Annotated in this window: 7 protein-coding genes; 3 read left to right on the top strand and 4 right to left on the bottom strand. The window is 37.5% G+C overall.

The window, feature by feature from the left end; genetic code table 11:
• Window positions 1-93: 93 nt before the first annotated feature.
• Together H6W52_RS16830 and uvrA are read right to left on the bottom strand one after the other, a co-directional pair.
• Window positions 94-621, bottom strand: a complete 528-nt coding sequence (locus tag H6W52_RS16830; RefSeq protein ID WP_185216822.1) for an ATP-binding cassette domain-containing protein — start codon at window positions 619-621, stop codon at window positions 94-96.
• Between the two features lie 77 nt (window positions 622-698).
• Complete coding sequence (gene uvrA / locus H6W52_RS16825) at window positions 699-3,530, bottom strand: excinuclease ABC subunit UvrA (protein ID WP_116099184.1); 2,832 nt, start codon at window positions 3,528-3,530, stop codon at window positions 699-701.
• Window positions 3,531-4,059: 529 nt separating this feature from the next.
• Between uvrA and H6W52_RS16820 the strand changes: the two genes are divergently transcribed.
• The 3 genes from H6W52_RS16820 to H6W52_RS16810 all read left to right on the top strand — a co-directional run bounded on the left by H6W52_RS16820 (window position 4,060) and on the right by H6W52_RS16810 (window position 6,174).
• Window positions 4,060-4,632, top strand: a complete 573-nt coding sequence (locus H6W52_RS16820) for a Crp/Fnr family transcriptional regulator (protein ID WP_087710313.1) — start codon at window positions 4,060-4,062, stop codon at window positions 4,630-4,632.
• A 538-nt stretch (window positions 4,633-5,170) separates the two neighbouring features.
• Window positions 5,171-5,851 carry a type 1 glutamine amidotransferase domain-containing protein gene (locus H6W52_RS16815; RefSeq protein ID WP_116099185.1) on the top strand — a complete coding sequence of 227 codons (681 nt, stop codon included), beginning with the start codon at window positions 5,171-5,173 and terminating at the stop codon, window positions 5,849-5,851.
• A gap of 23 nt (window positions 5,852-5,874) precedes the next feature.
• Window positions 5,875-6,174, top strand: coding sequence for a putative quinol monooxygenase (locus tag H6W52_RS16810; RefSeq protein ID WP_116099186.1), 300 nt, complete (start codon window positions 5,875-5,877; stop codon window positions 6,172-6,174).
• A 213-nt stretch (window positions 6,175-6,387) separates the two neighbouring features.
• On the opposite strand, the gene H6W52_RS16805 is transcribed toward H6W52_RS16810, so the two are convergent.
• Complete coding sequence (locus tag H6W52_RS16805) at window positions 6,388-8,262, bottom strand: type VI secretion system baseplate subunit TssF (protein ID WP_087710319.1); 1,875 nt, start codon at window positions 8,260-8,262, stop codon at window positions 6,388-6,390.
• A 23-nt stretch (window positions 8,263-8,285) separates the two neighbouring features.
• Window positions 8,286-8,726 carry a GPW/gp25 family protein gene (locus tag H6W52_RS16800; protein WP_116099187.1) on the bottom strand — a complete coding sequence of 147 codons (441 nt, stop codon included), beginning with the start codon at window positions 8,724-8,726 and terminating at the stop codon, window positions 8,286-8,288.
• Window positions 8,727-8,929: the final 203 nt, after the last annotated feature.

Below are 8,929 nucleotides of genomic sequence, written 5' to 3'. Positions count from 1 at the left end.
TTATTTTTGAAAAAAGGCTCAGATTATAAAATCCAAGCCTAACTTTTCTACTTACACACTTTACGGGATAGTGTCATCAAAATGTAGCTTAACTTATACTGGAATTTTTATTTGCATATCCACAGTCTGTAAATTAGAATAATATTCTAAAAATCGTTCTTTATCCTTAAGCTCATCATCTGAAATTATCTCTTTCTTTAGGTCTTGTCTTAAAGATTCAATTATAATATTAAGATGTGCAATCTGTCTTTCATGTATTAAATTTTTTTCATGATTTACTGGTATATGCTTAATTAGTCCACCTTTTATTGATAAGTTATAAAATGCTATATAAATTAATTCTATTAAACTACTTTTTCCACTTCCGTTTTTACCTACGACTGCTGAAATATTTATCTTTTCTCCATAAAGATTTTTTGGTAGTATTGGTGTAAAATTAATTTTATTTACATCTAAAATATTTTCTCTATCAATAATAAAATTATAATCATCAATTCTTTTTGATTCATTGTAAAATTCATATTCCTTATATAATTTGTATATTCTTCCTTCTTCTAAATTTTTAAGAAAATCTTCATGACAATCCTTCAATGGTCTAATTGCTAAAAGTTTAAAGCTCATGTTTATTCGTTTTCCCCAAAAGTAAATAAAAAAACCACAATTTTCATTGCGGTTTTCCATAAGATATTTATATAATTTTACTCTAACTCCCTCTTCAAAAACTTCCCCGTCAAACTTTTCTTCGACTTCACAATTTCCTCGGGCGTTCCCTGAGCAACGATCTGTCCGCCGTGTTTTCCGCCTTCCGGACCAACATCGATGATATGATCGGCTAACTTGATCACATCCATGTTATGCTCGATGATAATGAAAGAATTTCCCAATTCTATCAACTGGTTAATCGCATCCATCAGAATTTTTACATCTTCAAAATGAAGCCCTGTTGTGGGTTCGTCGAGAATGTATAAGGTGTTTCCGGTTTGTCTTTTTGCCAGTTCTGTGGCTAACTTAATACGCTGCGCTTCTCCTCCCGAAAGTGTGGTCGATTGCTGTCCCAACGTAATATAACCCAAACCGACGTCCTGCAACGTTTTCACCTTCGCAAAAATCTTCGGAATCGGCTGGAAAAATTCCACTGCTTCATCAATCGTCATATCCAACACATCGGAAATCGATTTTCCTTTGTAACGCACTTCAAGAGTTTCCCTGTTGAAACGTTTCCCGTTGCAGGTTTCACAGTGAACGTACACATCGGGTAAAAAGTTCATTTCAATCACTTTCAAACCGCCTCCTTGACAAGTTTCGCATCTTCCGCCTTTTACATTGAAAGAGAATCTTCCCGGTTTATAACCACGGATTTTACTTTCCGGCAATTCCGCAAACAGATTTCGGATGTCGGTAAACATTCCGGTGTAGGTTGCAGGATTCGAGCGCGGCGTTCTTCCGATCGGAGTCTGGTCTACATCTACGATTTTATCAATATGTTCAAGACCTTCGATTTTTTTGTATGGCAAAGGTTCCTGAACCGCCCTGTAAAAATGTTTATTTAAAATTGGATACAATGTTCCGTTGATAAGCGACGATTTTCCGCTTCCCGAAATCCCCGAAACCACGACCAGTTTTCCCAGAGGAATATCCAGTGTCACGTTTTTCAGGTTATTTCCGCTTGCTCCTTTTAAAACGATATTTTTTCCGTTTCCTTTACGTCTTTCCGCAGGAACTTCGATCTTTCTTCTTCCGTTAATATACTGTGCCGTAATCGTATCTGCTTTTACCAGATCCTTCGGTTTTCCCTGCCACAGAATTTCTCCGCCAAATTTTCCGGCTCTCGGACCGATATCCAAAACCTCATCGGCTTCCAGAATCATATCTTTATCATGCTCTACCACCAAAACAGAATTTCCGATATCCCGAAGATTCTTTAAAGAATTAATCAATCTTTCATTGTCTCTCTGGTGCAAACCAATGGAAGGCTCATCTAAAATATAGAGAACATTCACCAATTGAGAACCGATTTGCGTAGCCAGACGAATTCTCTGAGATTCTCCACCCGAAAGCGTTTTTGAACTTCTGCTCAGGCTTAAATAATCTAAACCAACGTCTAATAAGAATTGCAGCCTTGTTTCAATTTCCTTTAAAATTTCATGCGCAATGATGGCATTTTTCTCAGAAAATTTATCCTTAACATCAGCAAGCCAGTCCTTTAAATCAATTAAACTTAAAGCATTAACTTCCGCAATATTCTTTCCGTCGATTTTAAAGCTTAAACTCGAAGGCTGAAGACGGGTTCCTTTACATTCCGGACAGGTTTCTTCCGTGGTGAAATGTCTTTCCAGCAGAATCGCTTCATAAGATTCCCTTTCTTCGATAATTTCTTCCATAAAAGGAATCAGACCATCAAAGCTGATCTTGATTTTCTTGGTAATTCCGGCGTATTTTAAATCTTTGTTGAATTCTTTATGACAGCCGTTATAAATATAGTCTAACGCTTCTTCCGGAATATCCTGAATCGGAGTTGCCATTCCCAATCCGAAAATTTCTAAGATATTTTTGATCTGAGAAAGCACCCATTTATTAGACTTTAAATCTTCCAAGGGCAGTAAACCTCCCTGATTGATGGATAACTTCGGATTTTCAACAAAATAATCGGTATTGATTTTCTTGATGGTTCCCAAACCTTTACAGCTCGGGCAGCTTCCTTTCGGAGAGTTGAAAGAAAACGTATTCGGTTCCGGCAGAGCCAGTGAATGACCGGTTTCGGCATCCATTAAATTTTTAGAAAAATATTCGATGTCCTTCGTTCCCAGTTTCTGAATTCCGATCAGTCCCTCTCCCATTTCCATCGCCGTACGAAGAGATTTTTCCATTCTCGCTTCGGAAGCAGATTCCCCGATAATCCAGCGGTCAATGACGATGTCGATATCGTGGGTTTTATAACGGTCGAGTTTCAGATCATATTCAATATCCTGCAGTTCGCCGTCTATTCTTGCCTGTCCGTATCCTTTTTTTGCCATCTGCACAAAAAGTTCGTGATAATGTCCCTTTCTGGATCTTACTACAGGCGCCATCAACATGATTTTTTCGCCTTTATAATTTTCTTTGATGGTTTCTAAGATTTGTTCTTCCGTATAGCTTACCAGTTTTTTTCCTGTCGTTTGAGAATAGGCATCGGAAACTCTGGCAAATAAAAGACGAAGGAAATCGTACAGTTCCGTTACGGTTCCTACCGTAGAACGCGGATTTTTGTTGGTGGTTTTCTGTTCGATGGCAATTACAGGAGACAATCCTTCTATTTTATCGACATCGGGACGCTCCAGACCTCCCAAAAACTGTCTTGCGTACGCAGAAAACGTTTCGATATAACGGCGCTGCCCTTCCGCAAAAATCGTATCAAAAGCCAATGACGATTTTCCGCTTCCCGAAAGTCCCGTAATCACGACCAGTTCGTTGCGTGGAATTTTTACATTGATGTTTTTAAGATTATGTTCGCGTGCGCCGTAAACTTCTATATATTCTGTTGATTTACTCATAATTTGGGGTGATTTTACCTGAAAATCACGATGTGCAAAATTACGGAAATTTTGGCAATTTTCAGTGTTAAAAAGTGTTAGTTTATCCTTACAAAAATGATGCGAAATTATTCGGAGGCCATTTGTTTTTTTAATGGTCTTAGAAAATTATTATGACAACTGTACCACAAAAAATTTACTCTTCATGAATCTTTGATTACTTATTGTAATTTTCACAGTGAAAGATCAGTCTTTTTAAAGCAAAACTTGTTTAAATTAATTTCAGAATTAACCGCAAAAGGGACAAAAGATCATGTTAAAGCGAATTTCTGTAATAATCAAAGCGCTCAAAAGAATAAAAATCAAGGATTTTTAAAAACTATGGTGAGCTTTCTCATTGATAATGATCAACTTTAAATAAAAAATTTAGTAGATGTTTTGTGGCTTTTGCGGTTAAATAAAAGTTTAAACAGACTTGCAGTTTCTGTATTTGAAATTCAAGCAGATTCTTCAGAATTTTAATTACTTTTACACCGGATAAAGCATTATTATGAACCGACTGCGAGAACATATCGAAGCCATCACGCCACTCACAGACGAAGAGTTTGAATACGTTAAAACTTTTTTCACTTTGAGAAAAGTCCGTAAAAACCAGTTCCTGATCCACGACGGAGACGAAGTTAAATATGAATTTCTTGTTCTTGACGGAATTTATAAAGTCTATTATATTGATGAAAACGGCAAAGAACATATTCTTCAGTTTGCCAAAAAAAACTGGTGGATGTCCGATTATATCGGATTTTTTAAACAGCAAAATTCCAAAATGTTTATCGAATGCCTGAAAGAAGGTGAAGTGGTAAGTCTTACCCTTGAAGGAAGAAATAAACTCGCAGCAGATCTTCACAAGATGGATCATTTCTTCAGGATTAAATTAACGAACGGTTATATTGCGCTTCAACAGAGAATTATGATGCTTTTGTCGGGAACACCGCAACAGCGTTACGAAGAATTTGTAAGATTATATCCTGATCTGATTTCGGAAGTTCCTAAAAAATATGTCGCAGAATATCTCGGCGTAAGCAGGGAAACTTTAAGCAGACTGTATTCTAATACCAATAAGTAGTTTTTAAATTTTTTATTCAGAAAATCTTAATGAAATGCATTTCCAGCATTTTTGTCATCCTGAAAGGATCTTAGCAATAAAGATAATAAGAGACTCTTCGACAGGCTCAGAGTGACACCGCGAATACGAAATAAAAGACAAATTAAGAATCTTTTTAAACACTAATGTCACTAATTTTTTACACAAAAAACACAATAAATTAAAGACTAGATTAAAAACAGACTTTATGCATATTGTTTCAGATATTGAAAAGAATAACTTCCGCCATAGCCCCGATTGTAGAGAAAATCCCGCAATGGAGCGGCGGAGCGAAGCGGAGCGGAGCCGCGTAATGAGGAATTGTAACGGAAAGCGGGAAACAGCTACCAATAAAACATAAAACCAATAGAATAAAATGCAGAAGTGTGATTTGGATCACACTTTTTTTGTGACTTCAGTCCTTCGAAGGAAGCATTGGATCGGCATACATTTGCTGTAGAAATTCAATCAATTTCAAAAAGATCAAACAAAATATTTTTAATAAACAAAATTGAATGTCATGAATCCAAAAGTATTAATCGTTGTATCCAACGCGAATTCTATCGGTCCGAACAATAAAAGAACAGGAACTTTCCTGCCTGAAGTAGCGCATCCTTATGCAGAATTTGAAAATGCAGGTTACCAGATCGATTTTGCGAGTTTAACCGGTGAGTCTCCGTTTCTGGACGGATTAAATTTAGCAGATGATCCGGAGAACCTAAAATTTTTAACGGGAAAAGGCTGGGAAGATATGCACAGTGCAAAAAAACTGTCTGAGGTAAACACTTCCGGTTACGATGCCGTGTTTGTTCCGGGAGGTCTGGCTCCGATGGTGGATATGGCGGAAGCGCCGGAACTTAAAAAAGTACTTGCCGATTTTTATGAAAGCAACCGTGTCGTAGCAGCGGTTTGTCATGGTCCCGTTTCGCTTCTGAATGTAAAATTAAGCGATGGAAGTTATCTGGTGAATGGTAAGAATATTGCTGCATTTACCACTGCGGAAGAAGAGAATTATGCAAAAGCGGATGTTGCTTTTGATCTTCAGACTGCCTTAACGGAGCAGGGTGCGATTTTCCATGCAGCAGAACCATGGTCTGCAAACAGTATTGCAGACGGAAATATCGTGACCGGACAAAATCCTGCTTCTGCAAAAGGTGTAGGAGAAAAAATAGTGGCTCTTTTGGAAGCGAAAAAAGCTTAATTTAGCTTTAAATTTAATAAAAAATGGATCAGAAAGCAGTATATATCTGTGCCAAATGGCAGGTAAAAGAAGGAAAACTGGATGTTGTTTTGGATTTGGTACAACAGGCAGCAGAAAAAAGTTCGCAGGAAGAAGGAAATCTTTTCTATAAAGTACATCAAAGCAGATCAGACGATCATACTTTGGTATTGTTTGAAGGGTATAAAAATGCCGATGCGGTGGAATTCCATAAAAATTCTGAACATTACCAGAAAGTTGTGGCCGAACAGATTGTTCCTTTACTGGAAAAAAGAGAGGTGGTTCTTATGGATCAGTTATTTTAAACAGTAGTTTTTTTAATGAGTTTCGGGCAAACCTTTGGTTTGCCCGAAACTTTTATTATTTAGCTAAAGATCCTTCGACAAGCTCAGGATGACAGGATTCTAATACTAACTGCTTTTATATTCCTTCAAATAAATATGCTGAAGATTTCGCCAAGTCATCCTAAGATCGTCTGAGAATTCATCCATTTTTATTGAGAATATCCTAAACAATCACTAAAAATCCGAATCTTCATTCGTTACTTTTACCAGATATTCAATTCCGTCGATGGCTTTGGAAATAATCTGGTTTCTTAAAACATTCGCCATATTTTCCCAATAAGCTCTTCCGTAGAAAGAATAATTCTGCGGAATGATTTCTACCTCAACCGTTCGGATGAAACCTTCTTTCGGTTTATTGCTGATCATGGTTCCGCGGGTTACCTTTACCTCTTTCAGCTCGTCTTTAAGAACCATTCGGCAATAGTTTTTCACATCTTCCAGAGAAATGATCTTGTCTCTGGTGGTTAAAGCATATTTATAAGCCTGAATACTGTCGGTTCCCTTCTGCTCTTCCGCTCCGCCGATCGTTTCCGTTAAAAGAACCAGCGTCTGTGATTTCAACTGATTGGAAAGTTCCGTTCCGGGACGCATATGATTGGCTAAAGTAGAATGCGTGATCCAGAATGAAGCATAGGTGTGATCTGTTTTATCAACAGGCTCCATAATCACATAGTTCAGCTCCTGTTTAATGCTCCGCTTGGCATTGTTTACTTTCTGAACCATGGATTTCATTTTGTCGGACATTTCACTGAGAACGCCTTTCACGTTATCCCGGTTCAGTAAAGAAAAGGCTGCAATTTCGTCCCGCGTCAGTTCCAGAACATTGGCAATCATATCAACGGCATTTCTGTTCGTAAAACGCTCCATTCCGCCCTTTCTTACCGTGTATAATCCTTTTCGGAGATCGTCATTCGGGGTGAAAGGAATTTCGGTATATTTTCTTCCGTCACCGTCCTGAACCTCATCTACATACAGAAAATGTTCGCCTTCATCCGTTACGAGAGGAATATTGTTTCCCATGATGTCTAAGCTGTATTCCGTTTTTTTCCAGCCGCGGTTGTAGATCGGGAAAGCATTCAAAACAAAAGAAAAATTATCCAGAATTTCAGCGGAAAATTGCGGCGGAAACTCGAAAGTAAGCCACAGATACCGTTTTCCGTCGATGTATTTTGTAATTTCTTCTTTATAATCTACATAGCTGAGATTTTCGGGAAGCTGTCCCGGTTCTGAAAATAATGAGGTTGAAAGTCCGGAAATCTCAATGAATTTATGATGATACACACTTTTAATATCTTCAATAATTTTATTCTGAATAGACTGTTCGCGGAACATCTGTTCATATCCTTCTGCCTGATTGTTTTTATAATAGGTTAAACCTTCTTTTACAAATAACGGATTTCCGTTGGACGAAACCGTAATGTAGGGCAATAGTTTATAGGTAAAATCAAGATGTTCGAAAGCAGGATTTGAGCAGTAAATGCTTACATTTTTAGGAAAAGTTTCGTTTGAATATTTTGAAACATCAATTCCGATCGTCACTTTACGGTAATCTTCCGGTCTTCCCTGAAATCTTGCAATAGGAATTTTATTCAGCCGGTCATCGATTCCGTAGCAGGTATTTCCTACAAACATGATGGCGGTCTGTATTTTGTTGATTCTTATATTTCCAATTGGCGTAAAAGGAATATTAATCTGCTTATCCGATTCTGATTTTATGGTGGAAGTCATCTGTTTTTTAAAGAAAAACTCGGTATGCTCCAATAAAATTTCCGACGGTTCATAAGGTTGCGTAAACGCAATCGCATGAGACGGAATCGGATGTGTATAAATGGAAGGCGTTAATAATTTTGCCAGTTTTTCTAAAATTCTGGCGTTAACGGTCTGTATTTCGTTGTTCGCTTTGAATACTTCCGTGCTGAATGCGTCAATTAATAATTTAACGAACGGATCAAGAGACTGAGGACTTTTCAGACCCCATACTTTTGTGGCATTCTGAAGCATCCTCGCTTTTACGGATTCTTTGGAATAAATATTCTGTTCTAAATTCATAGGATTTGGTGTGGTTATAGAATTTAATCAATCGACATCGGACTCAGGAAAAGCTCTGTAGAAAAGCTGAAACGTTCTCCGGAATGCTCCATTTTGGCATTGATGGCGATTTTTACCTTTTTTTTGATTTCGGTATGTTCTTTTGTGTCGTAGCTGTGTTCTACGATCTGGATGTGTGCACCAATTTGCGGCTGAACAATTCTGGGTTCGTATTCCTGAATCTGTCTTTTGAGGCTTTTAATGAAAACGGCTTCCCAGACTGCGCTTGTAATGCCGTTATCGAATTCAAGGTTCCAGACATCGTTTCCGTAATTTTCGTCGTATCGGTTTTCGCCTTTTTTGGTGGTGATGAGCAGCATAATATTGTGTGCGATGCTTTCTCCCATGTCGCAGGTTTCTATGCTTCCTCCTTCCGTCATTAAAGTCGACGGAACAAAAGGCATTCTGTAATTTGGTGTGTCCATGATTTCTCCTTCTTAATTTTTTACTTCATAGAACTTAATTCTTTGAAAGATACTACCAAATTAATCATTTTTAAGGAAAAAAATGAGATAATACTATTGATTGTTGTTTAAATTCTTCTTTTTTAAATAGGCTTGGGCTTGAAATTACATGAATTAATAAAAGATCAAACAGATTTTTGATTTTAAACCACCCCGTCAAAAAT

The organism is Chryseobacterium sp. C2(2020) (genome assembly GCF_014218915.1).
GTDB classification, from domain to species: domain Bacteria; phylum Bacteroidota; class Bacteroidia; order Flavobacteriales; family Weeksellaceae; genus Chryseobacterium; species Chryseobacterium mucoviscidosis.
The sequence above is the reverse complement of the archived record's forward strand: the minus strand, read 5'-3'. Positions and strand labels throughout refer to the sequence as shown.

Bases quoted from the DNA above. Each gene is read 5' to 3' on its own strand.
- H6W52_RS16830 (WP_185216822.1), bottom strand. From the start codon at position 621: ATGAGCTTTAAACTTTTAGCAATTAGACCATTGAAGGATTGTCATGAA.
- uvrA (WP_116099184.1), bottom strand. From the start codon at position 3,530: ATGAGTAAATCAACAGAATATATAGAAGTTTACGGCGCACGCGAACAT.
- H6W52_RS16820 (WP_087710313.1), top strand. From the start codon at position 4,060: ATGAACCGACTGCGAGAACATATCGAAGCCATCACGCCACTCACAGAC.
- H6W52_RS16815 (WP_116099185.1), top strand. From the start codon at position 5,171: ATGAATCCAAAAGTATTAATCGTTGTATCCAACGCGAATTCTATCGGT.
- H6W52_RS16810 (WP_116099186.1), top strand. From the start codon at position 5,875: ATGGATCAGAAAGCAGTATATATCTGTGCCAAATGGCAGGTAAAAGAA.
- H6W52_RS16805 (WP_087710319.1), bottom strand. From the start codon at position 8,262: ATGAATTTAGAACAGAATATTTATTCCAAAGAATCCGTAAAAGCGAGG.
- H6W52_RS16800 (WP_116099187.1), bottom strand. From the start codon at position 8,726: ATGGACACACCAAATTACAGAATGCCTTTTGTTCCGTCGACTTTAATG.